This window comes from [Ruminococcus] lactaris ATCC 29176 (assembly GCF_025152405.1).
In the GTDB taxonomy this organism is placed as follows: Bacteria; Bacillota; Clostridia; order Lachnospirales; family Lachnospiraceae; genus Mediterraneibacter; species Mediterraneibacter lactaris.
This window is the reverse complement of sequence record NZ_CP102292.1, coordinates 1,567,120-1,593,353: the sequence shown is the minus strand read 5'-3', so window position 1 is coordinate 1,593,353 and position 26,234 is coordinate 1,567,120. Positions and strand designations below refer to the sequence as shown.

General features: G+C 44.6%; 21 protein-coding genes. 19 read left to right on the top strand and 2 right to left on the bottom strand.

Annotated elements, in window-relative coordinates; translation table 11 throughout:
- Positions 1 to 13 precede the first annotated feature (13 nt).
- From NQ541_RS07495 to NQ541_RS07435, 13 genes are all read left to right on the top strand, one after another.
- Positions 14 to 2,056 carry a peptidoglycan D,D-transpeptidase FtsI family protein gene (locus NQ541_RS07495; protein ID WP_005610914.1) on the top strand — a complete coding sequence of 681 codons (2,043 nt, stop codon included), beginning with the start codon at positions 14 to 16 and terminating at the stop codon, positions 2,054 to 2,056.
- A 60-nt stretch (positions 2,057 to 2,116) separates the two neighbouring features.
- A complete protein-coding gene (locus NQ541_RS07490) occupies positions 2,117 to 3,841 on the top strand; it encodes a peptidoglycan D,D-transpeptidase FtsI family protein (protein WP_005610915.1) in 1,725 nt (574 codons plus the stop codon).
- Between the two features lie 99 nt (positions 3,842 to 3,940).
- A complete protein-coding gene (gene mraY, locus NQ541_RS07485; protein ID WP_005610916.1) occupies positions 3,941 to 4,897 on the top strand; it encodes a phospho-N-acetylmuramoyl-pentapeptide-transferase in 957 nt (318 codons plus the stop codon).
- Positions 4,898 to 4,900: 3 nt separating this feature from the next.
- Positions 4,901 to 6,274 carry a UDP-N-acetylmuramoyl-L-alanine--D-glutamate ligase gene (murD, locus tag NQ541_RS07480; protein ID WP_005610918.1) on the top strand — a complete coding sequence of 458 codons (1,374 nt, stop codon included), beginning with the start codon at positions 4,901 to 4,903 and terminating at the stop codon, positions 6,272 to 6,274.
- A 14-nt stretch (positions 6,275 to 6,288) separates the two neighbouring features.
- The gene (locus NQ541_RS07475) at positions 6,289 to 7,422 is read left to right on the top strand and encodes an FtsW/RodA/SpoVE family cell cycle protein (RefSeq protein ID WP_044940610.1); all 1,134 of its coding nucleotides are present in this window, start codon (positions 6,289 to 6,291) and stop codon (positions 7,420 to 7,422) included.
- 15 nt (positions 7,423 to 7,437) lie between these two features.
- Positions 7,438 to 8,208 carry a cell division protein FtsQ/DivIB gene (locus tag NQ541_RS07470; protein WP_005610921.1) on the top strand — a complete coding sequence of 257 codons (771 nt, stop codon included), beginning with the start codon at positions 7,438 to 7,440 and terminating at the stop codon, positions 8,206 to 8,208.
- A gap of 160 nt (positions 8,209 to 8,368) precedes the next feature.
- Positions 8,369 to 9,547 (top strand): cell division protein FtsZ, encoded by a 1,179-nt coding sequence (gene ftsZ, locus NQ541_RS07465; RefSeq protein WP_005610923.1) that lies wholly within the window; start codon positions 8,369 to 8,371, stop codon positions 9,545 to 9,547.
- Between the two features lie 239 nt (positions 9,548 to 9,786).
- Complete coding sequence (locus NQ541_RS07460) at positions 9,787 to 10,596, top strand: sigma-E processing peptidase SpoIIGA (protein WP_023922921.1); 810 nt, start codon at positions 9,787 to 9,789, stop codon at positions 10,594 to 10,596.
- 13 nt (positions 10,597 to 10,609) lie between these two features.
- Positions 10,610 to 11,350 carry an RNA polymerase sporulation sigma factor SigE gene (sigE, locus tag NQ541_RS07455; protein ID WP_044940613.1) on the top strand — a complete coding sequence of 247 codons (741 nt, stop codon included), beginning with the start codon at positions 10,610 to 10,612 and terminating at the stop codon, positions 11,348 to 11,350.
- A gap of 127 nt (positions 11,351 to 11,477) precedes the next feature.
- Positions 11,478 to 13,082, top strand: a complete 1,605-nt coding sequence (locus NQ541_RS07450) for an MBL fold metallo-hydrolase RNA specificity domain-containing protein (RefSeq protein WP_005610931.1) — start codon at positions 11,478 to 11,480, stop codon at positions 13,080 to 13,082.
- 164 nt (positions 13,083 to 13,246) lie between these two features.
- The gene (gene sigG / locus NQ541_RS07445) at positions 13,247 to 14,026 is read left to right on the top strand and encodes an RNA polymerase sporulation sigma factor SigG (RefSeq protein ID WP_005610935.1); all 780 of its coding nucleotides are present in this window, start codon (positions 13,247 to 13,249) and stop codon (positions 14,024 to 14,026) included.
- Positions 14,027 to 14,150: 124 nt separating this feature from the next.
- Complete coding sequence (locus tag NQ541_RS07440; protein ID WP_023922925.1) at positions 14,151 to 14,801, top strand: HAD family hydrolase; 651 nt, start codon at positions 14,151 to 14,153, stop codon at positions 14,799 to 14,801.
- 15 nt (positions 14,802 to 14,816) lie between these two features.
- Positions 14,817 to 15,080: a hypothetical protein gene (locus NQ541_RS07435; protein WP_005610942.1), complete on the top strand. Its 264-nt coding sequence runs from the start codon at positions 14,817 to 14,819 to the stop codon at positions 15,078 to 15,080.
- 52 nt (positions 15,081 to 15,132) lie between these two features.
- On the opposite strand, the gene NQ541_RS07430 is transcribed toward NQ541_RS07435, so the two are convergent.
- The gene (locus NQ541_RS07430; protein WP_044940616.1) at positions 15,133 to 15,567 is read right to left on the bottom strand and encodes an FMN-binding protein; all 435 of its coding nucleotides are present in this window, start codon (positions 15,565 to 15,567) and stop codon (positions 15,133 to 15,135) included.
- Positions 15,568 to 15,776: 209 nt separating this feature from the next.
- Between NQ541_RS07430 and pth the strand changes: the two genes are divergently transcribed.
- The 3 genes from pth to NQ541_RS07415 all read left to right on the top strand — a co-directional run bounded on the left by pth (position 15,777) and on the right by NQ541_RS07415 (position 20,977).
- Positions 15,777 to 16,355, top strand: coding sequence for an aminoacyl-tRNA hydrolase (gene pth, locus NQ541_RS07425; RefSeq protein WP_005610948.1), 579 nt, complete (start codon positions 15,777 to 15,779; stop codon positions 16,353 to 16,355).
- A gap of 1 nt (position 16,356) precedes the next feature.
- On the top strand, positions 16,357 to 19,710 hold the full coding sequence (gene mfd, locus NQ541_RS07420) for a transcription-repair coupling factor (RefSeq protein WP_005610951.1): 3,354 nt from the start codon (positions 16,357 to 16,359) through the stop codon (positions 19,708 to 19,710).
- A gap of 160 nt (positions 19,711 to 19,870) precedes the next feature.
- Positions 19,871 to 20,977 (top strand): peptidyl-prolyl cis-trans isomerase, encoded by a 1,107-nt coding sequence (locus NQ541_RS07415; protein ID WP_005610952.1) that lies wholly within the window; start codon positions 19,871 to 19,873, stop codon positions 20,975 to 20,977.
- 228 nt (positions 20,978 to 21,205) lie between these two features.
- Here NQ541_RS07415 and NQ541_RS07410 read toward each other — a convergent pair whose 3' ends face one another.
- Positions 21,206 to 21,691 carry a cytidylate kinase-like family protein gene (locus tag NQ541_RS07410; protein ID WP_023922936.1) on the bottom strand — a complete coding sequence of 162 codons (486 nt, stop codon included), beginning with the start codon at positions 21,689 to 21,691 and terminating at the stop codon, positions 21,206 to 21,208.
- 176 nt (positions 21,692 to 21,867) lie between these two features.
- Between NQ541_RS07410 and NQ541_RS07405 the strand changes: the two genes are divergently transcribed.
- From NQ541_RS07405 to NQ541_RS07395, 3 genes are read left to right on the top strand one after another with little or no spacing between them, the layout of a single operon-like run.
- A complete protein-coding gene (locus tag NQ541_RS07405) occupies positions 21,868 to 22,818 on the top strand; it encodes an AAA family ATPase (RefSeq protein ID WP_005610956.1) in 951 nt (316 codons plus the stop codon).
- 4 nt (positions 22,819 to 22,822) lie between these two features.
- The gene (locus NQ541_RS07400) at positions 22,823 to 23,878 is read left to right on the top strand and encodes a DUF58 domain-containing protein (RefSeq protein ID WP_005610958.1); all 1,056 of its coding nucleotides are present in this window, start codon (positions 22,823 to 22,825) and stop codon (positions 23,876 to 23,878) included.
- A gap of 22 nt (positions 23,879 to 23,900) precedes the next feature.
- Positions 23,901 to 26,090: a transglutaminase-like domain-containing protein gene (locus tag NQ541_RS07395; protein WP_005610960.1), complete on the top strand. Its 2,190-nt coding sequence runs from the start codon at positions 23,901 to 23,903 to the stop codon at positions 26,088 to 26,090.
- Positions 26,091 to 26,234 lie beyond the last annotated feature (144 nt).

Below are 26,234 nucleotides of genomic sequence, written 5' to 3'. Positions count from 1 at the left end.
GGATTAGTTTAAGATGGCAGGAAGAAAAAGAAAGAACAGATTTGAATTTCTGACAAGAAAATTTCCGGTAAGGATGCAACGAAAGCTGGTAATGCTATTTATGGCAGTTATACTGGCTTTTGTTGTTCTTATTGGAAGGATTACTTATATTAATGTGACCAAGGGCAGCAAATATACCAAAAAAGTACTGGATCAGCAAAATTATGGAAGCAGGGTCATCCCCTATAAAAGAGGAGATATTGTTGACCGAAACGGTACGAAGATCGCTACAAGCGAGAGGGTATATAACGTAATCCTGGATGTCAAAGTTATGACGGACAAAGATAAATACATAGAACCTACGATCCAGGTCCTGAAGGACTGCTTTGGAATTGATGAAGCACAGATCAGGGATCTGATCAGTACCAATCCGGAGAGCCGGTACAGTATTGTAAAAAAAGGGATTGATTATGCAGCTGCAAAGAAATTTAATGAGATCGATGCAGATGATGAGAATTATCCCAATGTAAAGGGAATCTGGCTGGAAGATGACTACACCCGGCTTTATCCGTATAACCGGCTGGCGAGCAGCACGATCGGTTTTACCAATTCAGAAGGCGAGGGCTCTTTTGGCATAGAGAATGCATATAATGCAGTACTGAGTGGTACAGATGGAAGAGAATATGGCTATTTTGATTCCGGGTCTTCCTCTTCAGCAGAGCATACAGTGAAAGCAGCAAAGAATGGAGATACGGTTGTGACGACCATTGATGTGAGCCTGCAGAAGATTGTGGAAGATAAGATCCTGGCATTTAATCAGGCCCATGCCGGTGAGGCAAGGAGCGGAGAGCCGGGAAGTAAAAATACAGCAGTCATGATCATGAATCCAAATACAGGTGAGATTCTGGCACAGGCATCTTACCCGGATTATGACCTGAACAATCCGGCAGATCTGTCTGCAATTTATTCAGAAGATACGATCAACGGAATGACTGAGGAAGAGAAGACGGAAAAAAGGAATCAGATGTGGAGAAACTTCTGCATCAGTGATACCTATGAGCCGGGTTCGACGATGAAACCGTTTACGGTTGCAGCCGGGCTGGAAAGCGGAACACTGACCGGAAATGAAACGTATTATTGTGGTGGATCACTGAGAGTGGCAGATTATGATATCGGATGCCATCTGCGGTCAGGACATGGAATGGAAACGATCCAGGATGCAATCGCAAATTCATGTAATGTGGCACTGATGACGATGGCAGAAAGTATCGGAGTGGATCATTTCACAAGATATCAGCATATTTTTGGTTTTGGGGAATATACAGGCATTGATCTTCCGGGGGAGGCCGGAACTGCGGGACTTCTATATACGGCAGACAATATGACAGCAGTGGATCTGGCTACCAACTCTTTTGGTCAGAGTTTTAATGTGACGATGGTACAGCTTATTACCGGATTTTCATCACTGATCAACGGCGGATATTATTATGAACCACATGTAGTAAAGCAGATCCAGGATCAGAATGGAAATGTGATCGAGACAAAAGATCCGGTTCTTTTACGAAAGACTGTTTCAGCGGAAACTTCCACGATGCTGAAATCCTATATGAAAGCAACCATGGAGTACGGTACCGGAAAAAAGGCGGCAGTAGAAGGATACGATATCGGAGCAAAAACCGGAACAGCACAGAAGATTCCGAGAAAAGAGGGAAAATATCTTCTGTCCTATATCGGATATGCACCACAGGAAAATCCGGAAGTAGTGGTGTATGTTGTGATTGATGAGCCGAATGTTTCGGCACAGGACAACAGTCTTCTTGTCCTGGAACTTGCAAAATCGATCATGGAAGAAGCATTCCCTTATCTTGGAATTACGACGATCCAGGAGAGTGAGCAGATCAAAGCAGCAGATGCGGCGGCTGCGGCACAGGCGGAAGGAAAGGATTTCGGAGATACGGAGTACTCTGATTTCGATGAAAATTATACAGATACATATGATAAAAAGACAGACTCTTCTGCAGATGAAAACTACAAACCGGATCTGGACAGTTGGGCAACTGTGAACAACGGAGATTAATGTATAACTCTGAAAAGGATGGAATAAGTTATAAAGACATTCTTTTCAGAGTTATTTTTTATGAAAAATAAGACCTATAATAAAAAGAAAATGCTGGTTGTATTTTCAATCGCAGTTGTGTTGATCGTTTCTCTTATGGCGAGATTATTTTATCTGATGGTATTTGATGCAGAACATTATCAGAAACTGGCAAAGGATCTTCATGAGCGGGAACGGAAGATCAAAGCAGCCAGAGGAGAGATCCTGGACCGTAATGGAGTTGTCCTGGCAGCCAACAAGACGGTCTGTACGATCTCCGTGATCCACAGCCAGGTGACCGAACCGGAAAAAGTAGCCAGGATCCTTGCAGAAGAACTGGAAATGGATGAGAGTAAAATCGCAGAGAAAATACAAAAAGTCACATCCATGGAGAAAATCAGGACAAATGTAGAAAAAGAGACAGGTGACAGAATCCGGGATTATGATCTGGACGGAGTGAAAGTGGATGAAGACTTTAAAAGATATTATCCTTATCGTGACCTGGCTTCCAGAGTCCTTGGATTTACCGGTGGAGATAATCAGGGAATCATTGGCCTGGAAGTGAAATATGAAGAGTATCTGAAAGGAATCAATGGAACGATCTTAACAGTGACAGACGCAAGAGGGATTGAACTGGAAGGAGTCGCTGAAGACCGGATCGAGCCGGTAGCAGGAGGAAATCTGCGGATCAGTATGGATTATAATATTCAGAGTTTCTGTCAGCAGGCGGCGGAAAAAGTCCTGGAAGAAAAGCAGGCAGACAGTGTCTCTGTCCTGCTCATGAATCCACAGAACGGAGAAATCCTGGCGATGGTGAATGTGCCGGAATTTAATCTGAATACACCCTATGAACTGAATACCGAAGTGGCAGAAGAACCTCTTTCTGATGTAGAATTACAGGAACGGCTGAACCGGATGTGGAGAAATGAATGTATTAATGATACCTATGAACCTGGATCTACTTTTAAGATCATTACATCATCAGCCTGCCTGGAGGAAGGAGTGGTGTCACTTTCTGATACATTTTCCTGCCCAGGATACCGGGTGGTGGAAGACCGCAGGATTCGGTGCCACAAGGTGGGCGGACATGGGCAGGAAACTTTTATACAGGGGATTCAGAATTCCTGTAATCCGGTTTTTATAGATATTGGTCTGCGGCTGGGGGCAGACCGTTTTTATGAATATTTTAAGCAGTTTGGCTTACTGGGGCTGACCAATGTGGATCTGCCGGGAGAAGCGGGAACGATTATGCATAAAAAGGAAGATATCGGACTGGTGGAACTTGCAACGATGTCTTTCGGCCAGTCTTTTCAGATCACACCGATTCAGATGGCAACGACAGTCAGTTCCCTGGTCAATGGTGGAAAAAGAGTCACGCCGCATTTTGGAATTTCCATTGAAGACGGAGAAGGAACGGTACTGGAACAGTTTCAGTATGAAGAGAAAAAAGGGATCGTATCAGAAAAAACTTCAGAAACCATGCGGATGCTTTTAAAGAGTGTGGTGGAAGAAGGATCCGGAAGAAACGGAGCGGTGGAGGGGTATTCTGTCGGAGGAAAAACTGCAACGTCCCAGACACTTCCAAGAAGTGCAAATAAATATATTTCTTCCTTTATAGGGTTTGCCCCGGCGGAAAATCCACAGGTTCTCGGAATCGTGGTGATCCGTAATCCACAGGGAGTTTATTATGGCGGTACGATCGCTGCACCGGTGTTACGCAGCATTTATGATAACGTGCTGCCGTATCTCGGGATTGAAAAAAGCTGACTGATAGGGTATACTGTAAAAGGCGTTTTGAAAGAGATACTTCTGAAAAGGGAGCGGAAATTTCCGGACGTACAACAAAAGAAATAAAGAGGTGTATGTATGAACAGTCATATAGTAATTCCGGTATTGATTTCATTTGCGATCAGTCTGATCCTCGGACCGGTCGTGATCCCGTTTTTAAGAAAGCTGAAGATGGGGCAGACAGAGAGGGTAGAAGGAGTCCAGTCGCATCTGAAGAAGGCAGGGACGCCTACCATGGGAGGCGTGATCATCCTTGCATCCGTTGCGGTCACATCTCTGATCTATGTAAAAGATTACCCGCAGATCATTCCGGTTCTGTTCCTTACCGTTGGGTTCGGACTGATCGGTTTTCTGGATGACTATCTGAAGGTAGTCATGAATCGTTCGGATGGACTTTATCCAATGCAGAAGATGGCATTGCAGATCGTAGTGACGGCGATCTTTGCATATTATCTCGTAAAAGTGGCAAAGGTTCCGCTGACCATGATCGTTCCGTTTACGCACGGGTACGAACTGAATCTTGGATGGCTTGCAATTCCGGTACTGTTCTTTGCAGTGATCGGTACTGTGAATGGTACGAATTTTACAGACGGACTGGACGGACTTGCCTCCAGCGTCACAGTACTGGTTGCAACATTTTTTACAGTTGTAGCGGTTGGAACAAAGAGTGGACTGGAACCGATCACCTGTGCGGTTGTAGGAGCATTGATGGGATTCCTGCTTTTTAATGTTTATCCGGCGAGTGTATTCATGGGCGATACAGGATCACTTGCACTGGGCGGTTTTGTAGCTGGAACTGCCTATATGATGAGAATGCCGTTATTTATTCTCATTGTGGGATTTATCTATCTTGCAGAGGTGATTTCAGTAATTCTGCAGGTAACATATTTTAAGAAGACAGGCGGAAAGAGACTCTTTAAGATGGCTCCGATCCATCATCACTTTGAGTTGTGCGGATGGTCTGAGACGAGAGTTGTAGCTGTATTTTCGATCATTACGGCAATCCTTTGCCTGATTGCTCTTATGGGGGTATAAAAGATGAAGATCAAAGAAAAAAAGGTACTTGTATTTGGTTCAGGAATCAGTGGAGAAGCGGCATGCAGTCTGTTGCTCCGGGAAGGTGCAGAAGTCGTACTTTATGATGGGAATGATAAGCTGGACAGAGAAGAGATCCTGTCAAAGATCCCGGAATCCGGGAATGGCAGTTTACAGATTCTTCTTGGTACACTTGCGGACGAAAAAAAGGCACAGCTGCTGAAGACACTGGATCTGGTTGTTATGAGTCCGGGAGTTCCGACCGATCTTCCGATTGTGAATGAGATGAGAGACCGGGGAATCCCGATCTGGGGGGAAATCGAACTGGCATATGAAGCAGGAAAGGGAGAGGTTCTTGCGATTACCGGAACCAACGGAAAGACGACGACAACTTCTCTGCTTGGTCAGATCATGAAGAACTATACAGAGAATACATATGTAGTTGGAAATATTGGAAATCCTTATACCAGTGTGGCACTTGAGACAACAGAAGATTCTGTGATCGTGGCAGAGATGAGCAGTTTTCAGCTTGAGACGATTGAGACATTCCGTCCGCGTGTCAGTGCGATCCTGAATATCACACCGGATCATCTGAACCGTCACCATACAATGGAAGCTTATATTGCAGCGAAAGAGAATATTGCAAAGAACCAGACGGAAGAGGATACGTGCGTTCTGAATTACGAAGATGCAGTGACACGTCAGTTTGGTGAGACATTGAAAGCAAAGGTTCTATATTTCAGCAGCCAGCGTATACTGGAAGAGGGAATCTATCTGGACGGAGAGAAGATCGTGCTGAGCCTGAATGGTGAAAAGACAGAGATCTGTACAGTCAATGAACTGAATATTCTCGGTACGCATAATCATGAAAATGCGATGGCAGCAGCAGCGATGGCAGCAGCTTATGGAGTACCGGTTGAGATCATCCGAAAGACCTTGAAGGAATTTCAGGGAGTAGAGCATCGGATTGAATTTGTGGCAGAAAAAGACGGCGTTGTTTATTATAATGATTCCAAGGGAACGAACCCGGATGCTGCGATCAAGGGAATCCAGGCAATGAACCGCCCAACGGTACTGATCGGTGGAGGATATGATAAAGATTCTGCATATGATGAATGGATCAATGCGTTTGACGGAAAGGTCAAAAAGCTGGTTCTGATCGGAGCTACAAGAGAAAAGATCGCACAGACGGCTGAGAAACTCGGATTTCATGAGATCGTAATGGCAGATACATTTGAAGAGGCATTTGAAAAATGCGTTGAGTATGCAGAACCGGGAGATGCAGTACTTCTTTCACCGGCATGTGCAAGCTGGGGAATGTTCAAAAATTATGAGCAGCGTGGAGATAAATTCAAAGAACTTGTAAATCAGTTATAAGGAGTGGATCTGGATTGAGGCATCCTGCAAAGCGATGCACCTATGATGATACATTACTTGTCACGGTACTTGTGCTGGTAATTGCAGGACTGGTTCTCCTAACCAGCATCAGTGCTTATAATGGAAATGTAAAGTTTCACGACTCTTTCTATTATTTAAAAAAGCAGGGCTTTGCCACAGGTCTCGGACTTGTCGGAATGGCGGTTATTTCGAGGATTGATTACCATAGATGGATTCCACTGGCAGTGCCGGGATATCTGCTGTCAATCCTGCTGGGGGTGGCAGTTCTGCTGTTTGGAGAGGAATATAACGGGTCCAAAAGATGGCTGTCTTTGGGCCCGGTTTCATTTCAGCCTTCAGAATTTGCAAAGGTAGCGGTGATCGTATTTCTTTCATGGCTGATTGAAAAGAATATAAAAAAGATGGGAAAATTCAAAAGTATTGTCCTTACTATGCTGACGATTCTTCCCATCGTGGGACTTGTAGGAGCGAGTAACTTAAGCACAGCGATCATTATTTTAGGAATTGGGGCAGTGATGATCTTCACGGCGAGTCCGAAATATCTGCAATTTTTCTGGATGATTGCAGGTGGAGCGGGATTTATGACGATCTTCCTTGCATTGGAGAGTTACAGGCTGGAACGGATCGCAATCTGGAGAAATCCGGAGAAATACGAAAAAGGTTATCAGACCCTGCAGGGATTGTATGCCATTGGAAGCGGAGGCTTATTTGGCAGAGGACTGGGGAACAGTGTCCAGAAGCTGGGGTTTCTTCCTGAGGCACAAAATGATATGATCTTTTCGATCATCTGCGAAGAACTGGGACTGGTGGGTGCGGGAATCCTGATCGGAGTTTTTCTGATCCTGATCTGGAGATTCTTTGTGATTGCTGCAAAGGCGGAGGATCTGACCGGTGCATTGATTGCAACAGGAGCGATGGCACATATGATGATCCAGATCATTTTAAATATTGCAGTGGTAACAAATTCCATTCCCAATACAGGAATCACGCTGCCATTTATCAGTTATGGAGGAACATCGGTTGTATTTTTATTACTGGAGATGGGACTTGTGCTGAGTGTTTCCGGGTATTCCGGCAGGAATCAGAAAAAAGAGATGCGTCCGGAAAACGGGGCAGGAGAACGTTAAGACAGAGGAGCATATATGAAGAGAAAAAAGCGAAAGAAAAATATAGGAAAAATGATTCTGATCCTGATCCTGACCGTGGCAGTTCTGGTGCTGATATGTATTTTCGGATTCCGCACCAGAAAGATCCAGGTCAGTGGAAATGTGTATTATGGAGAGGGAACAATCACGAACTGGATTGAAAAAGATCCATTGTCAGTAAATTCTCTGTATCTTTTAGGAAAATATACTTTTGACAAGGGAGAACTTCCGTCAGGAGTAGAGAGCCTGAAAGTGTCATTGAAGAATCCGTGGACGGTTGCTGTGACAGTGGTTGAAAAAAGTATGCTCGGCTATGTAGATTATGATGAGGCGATGCTGTATTTTGATGAACAGGGGATCGCAACGCTTCGGAGTGCAAAGCAGATCGAGGGAGTCCCGTATATTGAAGGACTTTCTTTTGATACAGCAGAGGTGGAAATCGGAAAAGTGCTTCCTGTGGAGGATGATGCGATTTTTGAGAAACTGGCAGAGACATCCAGATATCTCAGAAAAAATGCCCTGTCACCGGAGCGGATCGTCTGCAATACAGATGGAAGTGATGTCGTATTATATTTCGGAGCAGTGGAAGTACTGCTGGGAAATGAGAAGTATGAAGAGCGTCTGGCACAGGTAGGACCGATCCTGGAAGAACTGAAAAAGAAGTATCCTGACACCGCAGGAACACTCCATCTGGAGAATTTTGATTCGTCTTCCGCGTCCATCCGGTTTACACCACAGACTGCGGAGCAGACCGCTGACGTGCAATAAAAGGAAAAGAATGTAAATTGAGTAAAAAAATCAGAAAATAAGAAAAAATCTATTGATTATTTACGGAAAAGACTTTATTATATACTTATTGAATTGTATCGTTCAATTAAAATTAAGGGATGTATAAAAGATTAATGAGACGACAAAGGAGGAAATACTCTTGTTAGAAATTAAGACCAATGAATCTGAAGCGGCCGCAAGAATAATTGTTGTCGGAGTCGGCGGAGGCGGTAATAATGCCGTTAACCGAATGATCGACGAGCAGATTGCGGGTGTAGAATTTATAGCTGTAAATACAGATAAGCAGGCATTACAGCTTTGTAAAGCACCGACATTGATGCAGATCGGTGAAAAGCTTACAAAAGGACTTGGTGCAGGTGCACAGCCGGAGGTAGGGGAGAAAGCTGCGGAAGAAAGTTCAGAAGAGATCCAGGCAGCACTGAAAGGTGCAGACATGGTATTTGTTACCTGTGGAATGGGTGGAGGAACAGGAACAGGAGCAGCTCCTGTTATTGCACGTATTGCCAAAGAGCAGGGTGCATTGACGGTAGGTGTTGTCACAAAGCCGTTCCGTTTTGAATCCAAGACCAGAATGCAGAATGCCACAAGTGGTATTGATAAATTAAAAGAAAATGTAGATACGATCATCGTTATTCCAAATGATAAGCTTCTTGAGGTTGTAGACAGACGCACTACAATGCCGGAAGCCCTGAAGAAAGCAGATGAGGTTCTTCAGCAGGGTATTCAGGGTATCACTGACCTGATCAATGTTCCATCCCTGATTAACCTTGACTTTGCAGATATCCAGACGGTTATGAAGGACAAGGGTATTGCACATATCGGTATCGGTGCAGGACGCGGTGATGATAAGGCTCTTGAGGCTGTAAAGCAGGCTGTTGCAAGTCCGCTGCTTGAGACTACGATCCAGGGTGCATCAAACGTGATCGTCAATGTATCCGGTGATATTACGCTGATGGATGCATCTGATGCGGCTGATTATGTTCAGGAGCTGGCAGGCGAGAGTGCAAGTATTATCTTTGGTGCGATGTATGATGATACAAAATCTGACGAATGTACGATCACAGTTATTGCTACCGGCTTACATAATGTAGGCGGAAGTGCTTCTAAGTTAAAAGCAAGACTGGAAGGACAGCAGAAGGTTGGATCCATTCTTCCGTCCGGCGGAGAATCTCATGTGAGATCTACACTGGATCATGAGAGAAGAGCAGGTTCCACAGTAAGACCGCAGGGAGGAACAATGCCGACACTGCAGCCGAGAACACCTTCAAGCAATGTAAAAGAGCAGTCGATCAAGATTCCTGATTTCTTCAAAAAGTAAGCAGGGAAAGACAATCGCTGGATTCTGAAAGACAGAATGAATAGATTTTAGAAAAGAACTGGTTAAAGCCGGTTCTTTTTTTGTTGCACAAAATGCAATTTACAGAGTGCAGGAACAACGGGCTGTTAAGCAGGATGTTGTCGAAATATATTCTGATCTTTCTGTCAGTGTCCGACAAACTTCTGCTTTGGTGCAGGCATATAATGAGTCATGCATACAAAGGAGAAGGAAGGTGGAATATGCACTACGAATTGTATATTGATTTGTTGTTTCTGGAAAATTTCATGATGGACAGTCTGTTGCTTCTTGTACTGAATCGGGTTCTGAAATGCAAAAGTAACTGGCAGAGAATCTTTCTGGGCGGAGGGCTTGGAAGCGGGATGATGTGCCTTGGAATAGTCGTGGGGATCCCCGGAGTCTTTCAACTTATTTTTTTTCATGGAATTGTCAGCAGTTGTATGCTTATAACCGGTCTCCGTATCAGAACGAAAGCTCAATTTATAAAGGCCTACATATTATTATACCTATGTGCGGTTTTTATGGGAGGCATGATGACAGCATTCCGGCCGTATTTAAGGTATATCAGCCTTTTTTATGGGACGGCAGTGGGAACGGCATTTCTCTTTGTGAAATGCTGGAAACTGTTAAGAAAAATAAGCGGAAAAGAACAGGTGCGGTGTGAGGTGACGCTGTATTTGAACGAGAGAAAGATGAGCGTCATGGCACTGATGGATACGGGAAATCTTTTATGCGATCCGGTCAGTGGTGATCCGGTCAGTATTCTCGACCATGAATTCTATGAAAAGTTCAGAGAACAACAGCAGAAAGAAGGATCTGTCCTGAGGGATACGGAACCGAAAATGCGGTACATCCCTTATCAGAGTATCAGTGGAACCGGTGTAATAAAAATCTTCCGAATCGAGAAAATGTGTGTCAGCATGGACGGGGAAAAATGGATTGAAAAACCGTTGATCGGAATCAGTGAAGGAACGATTTCAGAGAAGCAGGAATACCAGTTGATCCTGAACCATGATTATCTGAATATTTAGGAGGAAAATGAAAATGATAGTAAAAGTAGCAGTGCCGGAGAAATTTAAACTGAAAGTAGTGCCTGATTTCAGGACGCTGATCTTCGGAGGGCAGAAAGAGATTCATTACATAGGAGGAACAGATGTTCTTCCACCGCCGCTTGAAAATGAAAAAGAAGAGGAAGTGATCGGACGGCTGGGAACAGAAGATGATCAGGAGGCGAAAAAGCTTCTGATTGAGCATAATCTGAGACTGGTCGTTTATATTGCAAAAAAATTCGACAATACAGGAGTAGGGGTTGAAGACCTCATCTCCATTGGAACGATTGGTCTGATCAAGGCGATCAATACATTCAATCCAACCAAAAAGATCAAACTTGCAACCTATGCATCCAGATGTATTGAAAATGAAATCCTGATGTATCTTCGCAGAAACAGCAAGACAAAGCTGGAGGTTTCCATAGATGAACCACTGAATGTGGACTGGGATGGAAATGAGCTCCTTTTATCTGACATTCTGGGGACGGATGAAGATACAATCTATAAAGATCTTGAAAATGAGGCAGAGAGAAAAATTTTGTTCCGGGCTTTGAACAAACTGTCCGGTCGGGAGAAAATGATCGTGCGGATGCGTTTCGGCCTGGATCATCCGGAAGGAAAAGAAATGACGCAGAAGGAAGTGGCAGATCTTCTGGGAATTTCCCAGTCGTATATTTCCCGGCTGGAAAAGAAAATCATGACAAGGCTCAGACGGGAAATGATCCGGTATGAATAACGTTCATCGAGTTATTAACATAAGTATTAAAATTTACTAAAATTTAAAGAGTACCGCTATATTTTTCGTGCATATTAAATAAATAAGTGCTACAATAAAAGAAAAAAGCGGAAGGGTTGGTGGACTTATGAAACTTACTTTTGTAGGAGCAGCCCACGAAGTTACTGGGAGCTGTCATTTCCTTCAGACTGCAGGGAAAAATATTCTGATTGATTGTGGAATGGAGCAGGGACCGGATCTGTATGAGAATCCGGGGCTTCCGATTCCGGCGAATGAAGTGGATTATGTGTTCCTGACGCATGCACATATAGATCATTCGGGGATGCTGCCAAGACTTGCAAAAGATGGATTTAAAGGTCAGATCTTTACCACGTATGCAACGGCTGACCTGTGTAATATCATGCTGCGTGACAGTGCACATATCCAGGAGTTTGAGGCTGAATGGAGAAACCGGAAGGGAAAGCGTGCAGGACAGCCGGAGTATGAGCCGGTTTATGTAATGCAGGATGCACTGGACGCGATTGAACTTCTTGTGCCATGTCAGTATGGCGAGCGGATCAGGATCTGTGAAGGCGTTGAGATCCGGTTTACCGATGTGGGGCATCTGCTGGGATCAGCCAGTATTGAAGTGTGGGCGACAGAAGATGGCGTGACAAAAAAGATTGTATTTTCAGGTGATATAGGGAATACGGATCAGCCGATCATCAAAGATCCGGCCTATACGGAGAATGCAGATTATATCGTCATGGAATCCACCTATGGAAATCGGGTACATGCACAGGAAAAGCCGGATTATCTTGGCGATTTTACAAGGATTCTGAAAGAGACCTTTGACCGGAAGGGAAATGTAGTGATCCCGTCATTTGCGGTAGGAAGAACGCAGGAGATGCTGTATTTTATCCGTGAGATCAAAGAAAAGGGACTGCTGAGTGAGTATCCTGATTTTGAAGTTTATCTGGACAGTCCGCTGGCAATCGAGGCGACAAAGGTATTTACTAAAAATATGCGGGAATGCTTTGATGAGGAGGCACTTGCTCTTGTGAATGCAGGGATCAATCCACTGGTATTTCCGGGACTGCATACTGCAATATCCAGTGAAGATTCTAAGATGATCAATTTTATAGAAAAGCCGAAAGTAATCATTTCCGCTTCAGGAATGTGCGATGCAGGAAGAATCCGGCATCATTTGAAGCATAATCTCTGGAGAGAAGAGTGTACGATCTTATTTGTCGGATATCAGGCAAACGGAACGCTGGGTCGGCGGCTGCTGGAGGGCGAGAAAAATGTGAAGCTGTTTGGAGAGTCGATCGAGGTACATGCAAGGATTGAAAGCCTTCATGGTGTCAGTGGGCATGCGGATATGAATGGTCTGCTGAAATGGGTAAAGGCATTTGATCCACCGATACAGCGAGTTTTTGTTGTACATGGTGAAGATACAGTAACTGAGGAGTTCGCAAAGACTGTGGAAGAGACATTTGATTATCAGGCGTTTGCACCATTTCCGTGTGCAGAAGTGGATCTTCTGAAAAATGAGATCCTCAGTGAGGGCGTGAAGATCCCTGTGAAAGCAAAGAAACCGGCACAGAAGAAAGCGGATGCAGCGTATGACCGGCTTACGCTGGCTGGTAAAAGGCTTATGGATATCATTTACAGCAATGCAGGACTTTCCAATAAAGATAAAGCAAAATTTGAAGCACAGATCAATAATCTTGCGGATAAGTGGGAACTGTAAGAGAATCCTGCAAAAGAGACAGAACTGTGAGAAAGTTCTGAAGAAAAGGCAGTCAGACAGATTGTCAAGGAGTAAAACTTTATTAAATTTTTCCCCGGACAGAATATCTTTGATTCAGATGGAGAATGATTCTAAGTAGAAAATGACTTAGGAGGATTCTTACGATGATGAATAAGGTGGAACTGTGCGGAGTGAATACGTCAAAGCTCCCGCTTCTCAGGGAAGATGAGAAGGAGGAGCTTTTTCGTCGGATTCAGAAAGGCGATGAAAAAGCGAGAGAAGAATATATTAAAGGAAATCTGCGACTGGTTCTGAGTGTGATCAAGAGATTTGACAGCAGCAGTGAAAGTGCAGATGATTTATTCCAGATCGGATGTGTGGGTCTGATGAAGGCAGTGGATAATTTTGATCCGGAGCGGCTGGTAAGATTTTCAACTTATGCAGTCCCGATGATCGTAGGTGAGATCCGGAGATATTTAAGAGATAACAGCAGCATCCGTGTGAGCCGTTCTTTGAGGGATACGGCTTATAAAGCTATTTATGCAAAGGAAGGATATGTACGCCGCTATATGAAAGAACCGACGGTGCAGGAAATTGCAGATGAGATCGGGATTGCCAAGGAGGATGTGGTTTTTGCCCTGGATGCGGTACAGACTCCGATGAGTCTTCATGAACCGGTATACAATGACGGAGGGGATGCATTGTATGTGATGGATCAGGTCAGTGATAAGAAAAACCGGGAAGAAAACTGGGTGGAGGAACTTTCGCTGGAGGCTGCGATGGAACGGCTCAATGAGCGGGAACGGTATATTATCAGTCTGCGGTTTTTTGAAGGGAAGACTCAGACGGAGGTGGCAGGACAGATCGGGATTTCTCAGGCACAGGTCAGCAGACTTGAGAAAAACGCCCTGAAGACGATGCGGCAGTATCTGCTGGGAGATTGAAAAATATGCCGATAAATGCGTTGTCAATACTTGCTTTTTAGAATGTATCATACTATGATAAGTGAGAAAGAAATACAATACAGAATGTCCTTACAGGATGAAGGATGGCAGGGAGGCAGCAGGGATGAAAGCATGTATTTTTGATCTCGACGGAACATTGACTGATACATTGGATTCACTGGAATATTCTGTGAATGAGACGATGAAACAGATCCATATGCCACAGATCACGAAAGAGCAGTGCAGAGATTTTGTCGGAAACGGAGCGAAGGTTCTCATAGAGAAGGCGTTGAAAGCCGGGGGAGATGAGGCTCTGGACAGGCTAGATGAGGCGATGGAAGTCTATGGCAGAGTGTTCGATGAGAACTGTACTTATAAGGTTGTTCCTTATAAGGGAATTGAAAGGATGCTCGAGACATTGAAAAAGCAGGGGATCAGGCTTGCAGTGCTTTCGAATAAGCCGGACCGCCAGGTCGGTCATGTGATTAAGGAGATTTTTGGAGAAGGGCTTTTTGACTGGATCCAGGGGCAGAAAGAGGGCGTTCCGAGAAAACCGGATCCCAGTGCGGCACTTGATATTGCGGACAGACTGGGAGCTGAGATCGCAGAGACAGCGTATATCGGAGATTCGGAAGTGGATCTTGCAACGGGAAAGGCAGCCGGCATGAAGACGATCCTGGTATCCTGGGGATTCCGTGGAAGAAAAGCACTGGAAGAAGACGGGGCAGACTGTATCGTAGATTCGGTTGATGAAATACTTGAGATAATGAGATAGCAGGAGGACGAGAAGATGGGTGAATATAGTGAAGAATGTCTGCGTACTTTTCTGAAGGATCAGGGACAACTGTTCGATGAACCGGTAGCAGAGACACTGGAAGAGGCAGAAGCATTTCTGGAAGACTGCATGGCAGTTGTTGTGGATTCACTGGAGGAGGTACGCGAGTATTTTGAGGAGAGCGGAGCGGATGTGGATCATATGACTGAGGAAGAGCTGGAGGAAGCATCGGAGGTCTTTGTACTCCCGGATGGAACATATCTGATTGTGGAAGGGTAGGCTTTCCGTCAGAAAAAGAACAGTTATGATAGGAAAGACAGAAAAGCCACGGTTATTGAACTGTGGCTTTTTCGACCGCCTGCGTGACCGCGTTAAGGATTAACTGGGATGTATAAGGGGCATCTTCCGGAAAAGAAATATTTTCCAGGGACTGAGTTCGGCAGATCTGATCTGCGATATCTTCCAGTGCAGGTTGAACCAGTGGGAACATAGTTGTTACGGTTTCATCAAGATTGGAAAAGCGGATGCTGCTGATTTCTGAATCTGTGACAGCAACTTCGACTTCCAGGTTTGTATTATTCAGTGTGAGTGTGGAAGTATAGACTCCCGGAGTGTACTGCTTTTTCTCTCCTGATGCAGCAGATTTCCCGGATGGCCGGAACATGACGATCAGAAGAATGATCAGCAGGATAGCAAGTGCAGCGAAGATTGCTGTGTAGATAATTTCTTTCATGTGTAGGACAACGATGCGTGTTCTGGAACTCATGGAAAACCCTCCTGATAGATTCTGGTAGCTTTTTGCCGAAAGATCCTGAAGTTCAGAATTTCCGGTATCTGTCTGTTCCCGGCAGTTGGGGGAACAGCAAGTTCTTTCTATCATTGTATGACGTGGAAAAGAGATTTATACGTGACAAATATCTGTGGATGGAGTAAAATAAATAGCAACGTTTTCAAAAGTAGAAAGGAGTCGTGAAGATGTTTATTATTGCAGGACTGGGAAATCCGACCAGGGAGTATGAAGGGACAAGGCATAATGTCGGATTTGATGTAATAGACAGACTGGCTGTGAGATATAATATAGATGTAGATGTAAAGAAGCACCGGGCTTTGATCGGGAAGGGAATGATCGCAGGGCAGAAAGTGATTCTTGCAAAGCCACAGACGTATATGAATCTGAGCGGAGAGAGTATCCGCAGTATCCTGGATTATTATAAAGTTGATCCTGAGACAGAACTGATCGTGATCTATGACGATATCAGTCTGGATGTAGGAAAATTGAGGATTCGTGCGAAAGGCAGTGCGGGAGGGCATAACGGAATCAAAAATATTATCGCCCATGTAGGCGGACCGGTTTTCCCGCGGATCAAAGTGGGCGTTGGAGAAAAGCCTCCGAAGTATGATCTGGCAGATTATGTCCTGGGGCATTTTTCAAAGGCAGAGCAGGAACTGATGGAGGAAGGATATGAGGATGCGGTCAAAGCGGTAGAGATGATCGTATCAGGCGATATCAGTGGTGCGATGAACGAGTATAATCGTAAGAAGAAGGAAGAATGATATGCTGGCTTTTTTGGAACCGTTGGAAGAACTGGCGGATTATCAGGAAATAGTTCAAAAGAGGGGAAAGGCAGAAGGAATTCTTCAGATTGCGGGCTGCGTCAGTTCGCAGAAGACGCATCTGATGTATGCATTGAGCGATGGCTTTGAGTACAGAGTCATCGTTTTTTCCAGTGAGGAAAAAGCAAAGCAGGCGTATGAAGAATACAAAATGCTGGAGGAGAATACCTTTCTGTATCCTGCAAAGGATCTTTTATTTTATCATGCGGATATCAAGGGCGCTGCCCTGACCGGAAAAAGAATGGAAGTTCTGAAAAAACTGACAGAAAAGAAGAACCGGGAGCCGGTTACGGTGATCACTACGGCAGATGCTTTTTTAGATGGACTTCCGTCAAAAGAAAAATTGTGGGAAAGCCGTATTGAAATAGAAGCGGGGGCTGTCATTGATTTTCAGAAACTGCAGGAAGAGCTGGTTCATCTTGGGTATGAGCGGGAAAGCCAGATCGAGGGACCGGGACAGTTTGCAGTCAGAGGAGGGATCCTGGATGTCTATCCGCTGACAGAAGAGATTCCGGTCAGGATCGAACTGTGGGGGGATGAAATTGATTCCATCAGAAGTTTTGATGTGGAAAGCCAGAGATCCGTGGAAAATATGGAGAAGGTCGTCATTTATCCGGCAACGGAGAATGTGGAAAAAAAAGAGCAGGCAGTTTCATTTTCAGAGTATTTTCCAAAAGAAGAAAGTCTGTTCTTCTTTGATGAACCGGTCAGATTGCAGGAGACGCTGGAGGCGGTAGAAAAAGAATATTTCCACAGCTTTGAGAGCAGGAAAAATGCAGGGATGACGGAAGAGGCAGATGAGATCCGGGTCTTTCAGACGAAGGAGATTATAGAAAAATTTAATACCAGATACGGGATCGGTCTTACCACGCTGGAGACAAGATGTGGTGGTTTTAAAGTGCGTGATGTCTACAGTATTCAGGCAGCCGGCGTCAATCCTTATAATAACAGTTTTGAAATGCTTACGCAGGATCTGAAAAAGCTGAAGCGGCAGGGCTACCGGGTAATCCTCGTTTCAGGATCCAGGACGAGAGCGAAGCGTCTTGCGGAGGATCTGAGAGATTATGACCTGAGCAGTTTTTACAGTGAAGATATGGTGCGGACGGTCAGACCGGGAGAGATCATGGTCGTTTATGGATGCGTGGCAGAGGGATATGAGTATCCCATGTTGAAATTTATGGTGATCTCAGAGTCGGACATTTTTGGGAAACGAAAGAAAAAAAGACGCAGGAAAGTTTACGAAGGACAGAAAATCCAGGAATTTGCAGAACTGAAGCCGGGAGACTACGTGGTGCATGAGAACCATGGACTTGGAGTCTATCAGGGAATTGAAAAAGTAGAAGTAGACAAAGTGACCAGGGATTATATGAAGATTTCCTATGCAGACGGAGGAATCCTTTATATTCTTGCAACGCAGATGGATCTGATCCAGAAATATGCCGGGGCAGATGCGAAACCGCCAAAGCTGAATAAACTTGGAACACCTCAGTGGAATAAGACGAAGAGCCAGGTAAAAAAGGCAGTGCAGGTGATTGCACAGGATCTGGTGGAACTGTATGCAGTAAGACAGCAGACCGAAGGATTTGTATACAGTCCGGATACAGTATGGCAGAAAGAGTTTGAGGAAATGTTCCCGTTTGAAGAGACTGAGGATCAGCTCCGGGCGATTGAAGATACCAAAAAGGATATGGAAAGCACAAAGGTGATGGATCGCCTGATCTGTGGAGATGTAGGGTATGGAAAGACGGAAGTAGCAATCCGGGCTGCCTTTAAAGCGGTTCAGGATGGAAAGCAGGTCGTTTATCTTGTCCCGACTACGATCCTTGCACAGCAGCATTATAATACCTTTATCCAGCGTCTGAAAGATTTCCCGGTCAGGATCGATCTGTTGTGCAGATTCCGTACACCGGCACAACAGAAGAAGACGATTGAAGATCTGAAAAAGGGACTGGTGGATATTGTGATCGGGACGCACCGGGTTTTGTCAAAGGATGTAACTTATAAAGACCTTGGTCTGCTGATCATAGATGAGGAGCAGCGTTTCGGTGTGACGCATAAAGAAAAAATTAAAAAAATGCGTGAAAATATCGATGTGCTGACGTTGACAGCCACCCCGATCCCACGGACGCTGCATATGAGCCTGATCGGGATCAGGGATATGAGCGTACTGGAAGAAGCTCCGATGGATCGTATGCCGATCCAGACTTATGTAATGGAATTTAATGATGAAATGATCCGTGAAGCAATCGAGAGAGAGCTTTCCCGGGGCGGGCAGGTTTATTATGTATATAACCGGGTGGAAGATATTGCGGATGTAGCCGGAAGGGTTCAGAAGCTTGTTCCGGGAGCAAGTGTATCTTTTGCACATGGGCAGATGAGTGAACGGGAACTGGAAGATATCATGTATGATTTTATTAATGGGGAGATCGATGTACTTGTATCCACTACGATCATAGAAACCGGACTGGACATTGCAAATGCAAATACGATGATCATCCAGGATGCAGACCGGTTCGGACTGTCCCAGTTATACCAGTTGCGCGGCCGGGTAGGAAGATCAAGCCGTATGGCATATGCATTCCTTTTGTACCGCAGAGATAAGCTTCTGAAAGAAGTTGCAGAAAAAAGGCTGGCTGCGATCCGGGAGTTTACGGATCTTGGTTCGGGGATCAAGATCGCAATGAGAGATCTTGAGATCCGAGGAGCGGGGAATCTGCTTGGTGAGGCACAGAGCGGTCATATGGCGGCAGTCGGATATGATCTGTACTGCAAGATGCTTAATGAAGCGGTAAAAGAACTGAAAGGTGAGAAGGAAGAAGATCAGTTCACGACAACAATGGATCTGAATATTGATGCATTTATTCCTGAATCTTATATTAAAAATGAATATCAGAAACTGGATATTTACAAGAGAATTGCTGCGATCACAACGGAGGAAGAAATGGATGATATGACGGAGGAACTGATCGACCGGTTTGGAGATATTCCGAAAAAGGTTCAGCAGCTTCTTCATATTGCGGCGTTAAAGAGCCTGGCACATGCAGCTTATGTAACTGCTGTGGAGCAGAAAGGCAGTGATTTTAAGTTTACCTTATATGAAAAGGCAAAATTAGATCCTCAGAAGATACCGGGACTGCTTCAGCGATATGGAAATAAATTAGTCTTCAGAGCAGAAGAACCACCTTACTTTTTCTATCAGAAAAAAGGACGAAGCGGAAAAGAGACCGGGGAAGATACGATCCAGCTCCTGAGAAAGATTCTTGAGGATATCCGGGAATTGCGGATCGTGCCGTGACGGGCAGCCGCAGGAAAATGTAAATTTTGTGAAATTACTTGTTCCTGATATGAAAATAAGTTATAATGTATAAATATATGCGGGTAATAAACCTGGAGCAGCATTCTTAAAGGAATGCAGAACAGCAGACAGTTAAGAATGCGAGAAAGAGGAGGCAATTATGGTACGATTTGGGAAAAAAGTTGCAGTGCTGACACTTGCAGGAGCGATTGCAGCTATGTCTGTGACCGGATGTGGTTCTATAAAAGAAGATGCAACAGTAGCAACGGTTGGAGAGGAAAAGATCACGCTTGGAGTGGCAAATTTCTATGCAAGACTGCAGCAGGGGCAGTATGAGACTTATTATGCCGGAATGATGGGAACGACCGGGGAGGCAATGTGGTCACAGGATGCATCCGACGGAAAGGATTACGAAGAGCAGACGAAGGATAATATTATGGAAAGCCTTGAGAATCTGTATCTGCTTTCCCAGCATGCATCAGAATATAATGTTTCCCTGAGTGATGATGAAAAGAAAGCGATCAAGGATGCAGCAGAGCAGTTTGGAAAAGATAATACGGATCAGGTAAAAGATGTTGTATCAGGAAGTACGGATACGATCGAGAAACTTCTGGAATTGCTGACGATCCAGAATAAGATGGATACAGCGATCAAAGATACTGAGACGGTGACGGCAGATGATATCACGGATGATGAGGCAGCTCAGAAGAGTATGCAGTATGTCTTATTCTCATATACGACAAAGGATGATTCCGGCAACAGCACGACTCTCTCGGACGACGAGAAAGAGACACTGAAGACAACCGCTCAGAATTTTGTGGACAGTGTAAAAGGCGGAGCAGATTTCGGAACAGCAGCAACAGAAGCCGGTGTAGAAGCACAGACAGCAACTTTTGATTCAGAGAGTACGAGCCCGAACAGTGATCTGATCGCAGCGGCAGATGCACTTGTAAATGAGGGTGATGTCACAGAAGTGATCGAGACGGACAACGGACTGTATGTAGCAAAGCTTACAAGTCTTCTTGACCGTGAGGCTACAGACAGCAAAAAGGCAAGCATCGTAACGGAGCGTAAGCAGGAAAAATATGATGAGGTACTGAAGGGCTGGAAAGAAGATACAAAGATCAAAGTTGTGAAGAAAGAATGGAAGAAGGTTGACTTCAAAGATCAGGGTATTACTATTACGACTTCAAAGACATCAGATACAGGTTCTGACTCAGGTTCAGATGCAGGATCTGATGCAGGAGCAGATTCCGGTTCCAATTAAGGAGTGGAGCCGGGCTTCAGTTAAAGCTCAGATTCAGATAAATACAACAAAAAAGAATGTGCGGATGCACATTCTTTTTTTGTTGCACAAACCCGGCAGACAGCATTCATGCTTTGCATAAAAGGCGATTTGCCAGGGGGCAGCAAGACCGGGCTGTTAGGTGAGGTGATGCGTGCAATGTCGAGTGAGGTATCAGCCTGCCTGATCTTGTTGAAAATACCGGGGAAATTAAATATATTCGAGTTTCTCAAAATAATGCATCAGAATATCGGCACAATTTTCAACTCCAAGTTCAGAAGTGTCAAGGATCATATGATAGTCATTGACATCGCCCCAGGTCTTTCCGGTATGTTCATAATAGTAGGCGGCTCTTTCTTCGTCAGTCTTTTCCACTTTCTCTCTGGCACTGTCGTGATCCAGATGATCTTTTTGCATGATACGCAGGATGCGGTCTTCTTTGTCTGCACATACAAAAATATTCAGGACATTCATACGGTCTTTAAGAATATCGGAAGCACAGCGTCCGAGGATGATACAGGGCTTTTCTGCCAGTTTGCGGATTGCTTCTGCCTCAGATTCATATTCATGATCGTTGATCTTTTCCTCGATATAGGCTTTATCGTATACCGGAACACCCAGTCTTTCGGAAAGCTCTGAGGCAATAATACTCGCTCCTGTTCCAAAACGTCGGCTCATTGTGATTACTAACTTCATAAGAATTCCTCCTTCGTAGAGATTCAATATAGTCGCACATTGACAATGTACTTTTTTATTATAACACTTAAATGACAATTTGTCTTCGTTTCTGTGGTATAATGAAAAAAAGCCAAAAAAGTAAAAAGATGTGAAAGAGAACCGATAAAAGCAGAATTGACAAAGGGGAAAAGAAGATGAGTGAAAGAAGAGAACTGGCTTTGCAGGTAATTGATGAAGTGGAAAAGGCTGTAGTCGGAAAGCGAAAAATCCTGGAAAAGATCATGACTGCGATCCTTGCAGGAGGACATATCCTGATCGAAGATATTCCCGGAACCGGAAAGACAACGATGGCACTTGCTTTTTCCAGGGCGATGCGTCTGAAAGAAACCAGGGTGCAGTTTACCCCGGATGTTCTTCCGGCAGACCTTACCGGATTTTCCATTTATCAGAAAGAAACCGGACAGTTTGTCTATCAGCCGGGAGCGGTTATGTGTAATATCCTTCTGGCAGATGAAATCAACCGTACTTCACCGAAGACGCAGTCGGCATTGCTGGAGGTTATGGAAGAAAAGCAGGTGACGATTGATGGAGTTACAAGACGGACAGGAGATCCTTTTATCGTGATCGCAACGGAAAACCCGGTTGGATCTGCAGGTACGCAGCTTTTGCCGGAATCTCAGTTGGACCGGTTTATGATCTGCGTGAAGATGGGATATCCGAGTGTGGAAGAGGAGATCGAAATCCTCAGAAGAGCGCAGAGCGGAGAGGCTGTGGAAAATGTTTTTCCGATTTTGGAACAGACGGTGCTGTTACTGTTACAGAAGGAAGTGAGAGAAGTCTTTGTGCATGAAAGGATATATCGTTACATTGCTGAGCTTGCAAAGGCGACAAGAGAGAATGAATGGACAGAACTGGGGATCAGTACACGTGGGACAGTTGCTCTGACAAAGATGGCGAAGGCTGCGGCATATCTGCAGGGGAGAAATTATGTGATCCCGGCAGATGTTATGGATGTATTTGAGGATGTGGCGATCCACAGGATCATATTGAATATGAAGGCAAAAGTGGGACATATCAGGACAGAAGAACTGATCCGGCGGATTGTTGAGCAGGTGCGACAGCCAAGTCTTCAGAAGAGGCGGTGAAAAAATGATAAAAAGATGCATTGCCTATGGAGCAGCGATGCTGGTAATTCTGTATACATTTCTGATCTATGATGCAGAAGTGCTGTCTGCAATTTTAATTCTCTCCATATTGTATCCAATTTTATCTCTGAGCTGGCTCACCCTGACCAGAAAATCCTTGCGGACAAAAAGGGACAGAGTGCCAGAAATGGGAGAAGAGGGAAAAGAAATCCGTGCAGGGATTCTTTTAAAAAATCTGAGTCGTTATTTTGCAATCCAGTATGAAGTGAAGATTGTGGTGACAGACAGGAACAGAGAAGAAAAGGCGGTAAAAATCTGCAGGGGAAACCTCGCACCGGAAAGCAGTGAGACAGTGTGGTGTGATTTTGAGACAACGGAGTGTGGCGTGCTTGAAGTGAGTGTGGAATCCATTCGGAGATATGACTGGTTTCGGATTTTTTATCTAACAGAGGAAAAAGAAGAACGATCCCTCATAAAGATTTTCCCTGAGTATGAACTGATCCCGATGGAGATTACCCGCAGGGTAAGAGAATTTCAGGCAGACGATACAGAATATGCACAGGATCGAAAAGGAGATGATGCATCGGAGACGTATCAGATCCGCTCTTACAGAGAGCAGGATAATATCAAAGATATCCATTGGAAGCAGACAGCAAGAGCGGGAAAGCTGATGATCCGGGAAAGAGGATTTCCCCTGGGCTGCGTTGTGCTGATCTGGATTGATTATCCTGAAGGGAAGAAGGAAAAGAACGATTTCTCGGGAATGGTAAAAAATGCAGCGTCCTTATCAGTTACGCTGGCAGAAGAAAAATGTATCCATTTAGTTGCGTGGTATGATGATCTGACCGGGAAGGTTGTAATGTGGCGTGTGAAGACAGTGCAGGATGCCTGTTATATGACCTGGAATCTGTTGGATATTCATCCATATAAAAGGACTGACTGGATGAACGAATGCAGAATGGAATGTTTTCGTGGAAGGGAATTTGCAGCAGTGATTGAGGTTGATGCATCAGGAAGATTCTGGCAGAACGGACAGAAAGCTGAACATCTCAGAATCTGATCCGGTGTAAAAGGAGAAATATATGGAGAAAAAGAAAACTTCCATTCGGATTGCACAGGAGAGCAGAAAGAAGAACAATGAGACCGGATATTTTACTGGATACATTACTGTGTTGAATGGAATGTCTGCATTTGCTTTGGCAGCAGCATGGGGCTGGGGAATGTCAGAAATATTTCGCATAGAAATGGATACAAAAGTGATCTTATTGGGGCTGCTTCTGATATCTATGCTGTTCTCTGCCGGATATGGAATGTCCCGCGTTGGCGGAATCGGTGCCGGACTGGGAGCAGCGGCAGCAGGAATCTGGTATAAGTGGGACATCTGTGTCGGGATGGGCAGAAGGGTGTTCGGACAACTTCGGCAAGGGACAGCCGGTGATGCAGAGCATCTGTATCAGAATATAGAAATGGATACAATTTCAGTTCTTGTTCTGATGCTCCCATTCCTTCTTGTTCTGATTGCAATTTTATATGAAGGAAAAGGAAGATGGGCAGCGGCAGTCTTTATCATTCTGCCGTTTGTATGTGCAGGGTGTGTGGATGAATTTCCGATGACCGAAATGGGAGTCCTGCTTTTTAATGGTGGAATGTATTTGCTGACCGGAATGATTGCGGCAGACAGAACTGCTTCGGGTGACATAACCCAAATGGTACAGATCCGGATGGAACTGCGAAGGCTGATCCGGGGCGGTATCGGTCTGGCGGTTCTCCTACTGGTTGCTTTTGGCAGCGGAAAGCAGTTGAATGTGGTAAAAGAAGAAAAAGATGGATGGTATATGACAGCCAGAAATACAGTCAGGGAACGACTGGACGAAGCGATCGCTGATGCGAAAGAACGTCTGACAGGACAAAAAACGGTTCGTGCAAAAGAAGAAAGTGAAAAGAAAAAAGAAGCACAGAAGGCAGCGAAAAGTACTGCAGAATCCCAAAAAGCCAAAAGCACAGATGATACCGATCCTGCCAGATTAAAAAGAAAGCTCCCTGTACTGGAAACGACAGGAGCATCAGGAACGACAGACAAATCAGGAACAGCAAATTCGATTCTAAAAGATGAAATAGGAAATCTGAATCAGATTACGGGCTTTGTTCCGGATGATTCTGTGGCGAAAAGCGTTACGATCACATACAGACCCGAATCAACGGTGTATGTGGCAGAACGGTACGGAGTCTTTTATGAGGATGATACATGGAAAGATATTGAACATTCCGGTAAAGATGATGAAGAAGAAATGTGGGAGCATATGGAAGATTATCTGTCCTGTCCCACAGACTTACAAAAACTGACCCGCTATTATATCGAAGAGATAGGTGGGATTGATGGGGAATGGAAAGATTCAAAGTCAGAGATTGAGGCAATCCGAAAAAAGATCTGCGAAGCTTTATGGGAACTTGCAGTCTATGATACAGAACCTGGTGCAACACCGGCAGGAAAAGATTTTGTGGAATATTTTCTTTTTGAAAACCGGAAGGGCTTCTGTGTCCATTTTGCATCAGCAGGAACTTTATTATTCCGGCTTGCCGGAAAAGAGGCAAGATATGCGGAAGGATATGCAGTTCCGGCGAGTGCATTTGAAGAACAGGAAGACGGAACTTATCAGGCACAGATCAGTGGAGCGATGGGACATGCCTGGTGTCAGGTATGGTGCCTTGATGACGGATACTGGGAAAATGTCGAAGTGACTCCGCCGGCCGGAATAGAACAGATTCAAAAAAGCGTGGAAGAAATGAAACTGCCAAAAGGGAGACTGGCAAGAATTTTATACCAGAATGCAGGCTGGCTGAAACCGGCTGGGGGAATACTGGCCGCAGGACTGATGCTTGCAGTTTTTTATTTGCAGGGGAAAAAGAGATGTCTTGCACTGAAAAAAAGAGTCGGGAAAATGACTGCAGGAGAATTATATGGCTGCGTACTGCGGGTGGCAAAGATCAAAGGAATCAAAATGGCAGAACCGACAGGACAGAGTACTTTAGAGATTCTGAAAGAAAAGTTTCCGGAGATTACCGCAGAACAATGGGAAAAGTTGTACGGGCAGGTGTTGCAGGAACTTTTTGGAAGAAAAGAAGAGCAAAGTCAGGAGCAGAGAAAAGAACAACAGATCTGGCAGAGAAAATTTTACAGCCGGTTTTCTGAAGCTGCGGAGCGGGATATGAACTGGTATCAGAAAATATTATTCAGATCCATTTTCTGTATGAAATATGAAAAGAAAATATAGTGCATACGTGTATACAATCAGATTTTATTTTCTTGCGTTCTCCCATTGCAAGAAACTGCAGGATGATGATATAATTCATAGTAGCGTCTTTCTGCTCTGAAGTCAGAGACAGATAAGATATCCGATACCATCTGCCCGATGGCA

Bases quoted from the DNA above. Each gene is read 5' to 3' on its own strand.
- NQ541_RS07495 (WP_005610914.1), top strand. From the start codon at position 14: ATGGCAGGAAGAAAAAGAAAGAACAGATTTGAATTTCTGACAAGAAAA.
- NQ541_RS07490 (WP_005610915.1), top strand. From the start codon at position 2,117: ATGAAAAATAAGACCTATAATAAAAAGAAAATGCTGGTTGTATTTTCA.
- mraY (WP_005610916.1), top strand. From the start codon at position 3,941: ATGAACAGTCATATAGTAATTCCGGTATTGATTTCATTTGCGATCAGT.
- murD (WP_005610918.1), top strand. From the start codon at position 4,901: ATGAAGATCAAAGAAAAAAAGGTACTTGTATTTGGTTCAGGAATCAGT.
- NQ541_RS07470 (WP_005610921.1), top strand. From the start codon at position 7,438: ATGAAGAGAAAAAAGCGAAAGAAAAATATAGGAAAAATGATTCTGATC.
- NQ541_RS07460 (WP_023922921.1), top strand. From the start codon at position 9,787: ATGCACTACGAATTGTATATTGATTTGTTGTTTCTGGAAAATTTCATG.
- sigE (WP_044940613.1), top strand. From the start codon at position 10,610: ATGATAGTAAAAGTAGCAGTGCCGGAGAAATTTAAACTGAAAGTAGTG.
- NQ541_RS07450 (WP_005610931.1), top strand. From the start codon at position 11,478: ATGAAACTTACTTTTGTAGGAGCAGCCCACGAAGTTACTGGGAGCTGT.
- sigG (WP_005610935.1), top strand. From the start codon at position 13,247: ATGATGAATAAGGTGGAACTGTGCGGAGTGAATACGTCAAAGCTCCCG.
- NQ541_RS07440 (WP_023922925.1), top strand. From the start codon at position 14,151: ATGAAAGCATGTATTTTTGATCTCGACGGAACATTGACTGATACATTG.
- NQ541_RS07435 (WP_005610942.1), top strand. From the start codon at position 14,817: ATGGGTGAATATAGTGAAGAATGTCTGCGTACTTTTCTGAAGGATCAG.
- NQ541_RS07430 (WP_044940616.1), bottom strand. From the start codon at position 15,567: ATGAGTTCCAGAACACGCATCGTTGTCCTACACATGAAAGAAATTATC.
- pth (WP_005610948.1), top strand. From the start codon at position 15,777: ATGTTTATTATTGCAGGACTGGGAAATCCGACCAGGGAGTATGAAGGG.
- mfd (WP_005610951.1), top strand. From the start codon at position 16,357: ATGCTGGCTTTTTTGGAACCGTTGGAAGAACTGGCGGATTATCAGGAA.
- NQ541_RS07415 (WP_005610952.1), top strand. From the start codon at position 19,871: ATGGTACGATTTGGGAAAAAAGTTGCAGTGCTGACACTTGCAGGAGCG.
- NQ541_RS07410 (WP_023922936.1), bottom strand. From the start codon at position 21,691: ATGAAGTTAGTAATCACAATGAGCCGACGTTTTGGAACAGGAGCGAGT.
- NQ541_RS07405 (WP_005610956.1), top strand. From the start codon at position 21,868: ATGAGTGAAAGAAGAGAACTGGCTTTGCAGGTAATTGATGAAGTGGAA.
- NQ541_RS07400 (WP_005610958.1), top strand. From the start codon at position 22,823: ATGATAAAAAGATGCATTGCCTATGGAGCAGCGATGCTGGTAATTCTG.
- NQ541_RS07395 (WP_005610960.1), top strand. From the start codon at position 23,901: ATGGAGAAAAAGAAAACTTCCATTCGGATTGCACAGGAGAGCAGAAAG.